The following is a 1062-nucleotide window of genomic DNA, read 5'->3' on the forward strand; positions in this document are numbered from 1 at the left end:
TTTCAACCACCCTTGAGAGCCAATAAATTCGTAGCAGGTCAAAAAATTACGGAACAATATTCATGTTGTCGCGGCGTCCGAATTCAGGAAAAAAACTCTCTAGGAACGGCCAGCATCAGCCAAAGTCAGGCATCCGTGAATGTCCACTTCCGGCCCAGAGTGTGTAAAAACGCTTCGCCAAAATTGGAGTGTGCGCGTTTACGTCGAATCTGAAATTTATCGGCACATCAGCAGGTGCGGATTTTACGTAGAAGCGCGATTCTCAGTCCGGGCTTGAGTACCTGTCGCGCTGAAAAACGTTTTTACACAGCCTCGGCCGAAAGCTGCCGTTCGCTAAAGCTTGTCGCCCCACCCTCGCCACTCCGCCGCGCCCTGATAACCGTATATAAATACAGCACGCAGCAAGACGCTCCCGTGGACTCTTCCGACATCGAAAACACTTAATACTGGCTTGGCTGCCCGACGCCCCTCGAAAGCTGCCGGAAGCAGCTCAGGCTATACGAAAATGAATTCGAGGAACTGAACCGGCAGCTTCTCCAAGAACGGGAACGAATATTTAAATAGGTTGAAATGCACACCGAAGATGTTCTTCAGCGGGATGGGGATGGCCAACTTTGCGTAATAGGCAGCAAAAAACGCCCTGCTCCGCCGCTCGGTCTTTTGAACGCTAACACCGTGGGCATGAACGATAGTTTTCGTTAAGTAGGAGAGGCACATCGCCAACTCGGAATGAGACGGTCAGTCGCATACCGAGGCAATGGGTCCAAAAATGAGATCAGGTAATCAACTGATCACTGCGCCTTTCGGGCCGCTTGCAATCAGCGCAGCACCGCAGGCGGTTTTCATGCCGTCGAGGGCGATGGGCGTGCCATCGACGGTGTAGGTGCTGCTGCCCTCGGCAATCGGGAAAATCCCCTTGCACAACGGGCAACTGACCTTGTGACCGACACCGGCAATCGGCTTGCCGTTAAGGTCGGTCTGAGAAAAGGCTTCGAGCACCTTGCCACCGTGGGTGGTGGAGTCGCCCAAGCGAATGGCGTCTTTCATGTTGTCACTCCTTTG

At 53.2% G+C, this 1062-nt stretch carries 1 protein-coding gene; it reads right to left on the bottom strand.

Going from position 1 to position 1062, the window contains the following annotated elements; genetic code table 11:
* Positions 1 to 783 precede the first annotated feature (783 nt).
* Positions 784 to 1047: a PAAR domain-containing protein gene (locus DBR24_RS05505; RefSeq protein ID WP_077572604.1), complete on the bottom strand. Its 264-nt coding sequence runs from the start codon at positions 1045 to 1047 to the stop codon at positions 784 to 786.
* Positions 1048 to 1062: the final 15 nt, after the last annotated feature.

The sequence above is a fragment of the Pseudomonas sp. HMWF006 genome (assembly GCF_003061205.1).
In the GTDB taxonomy this organism is placed as follows: Bacteria; Pseudomonadota; Gammaproteobacteria; order Pseudomonadales; family Pseudomonadaceae; genus Aquipseudomonas; species Aquipseudomonas monsensis.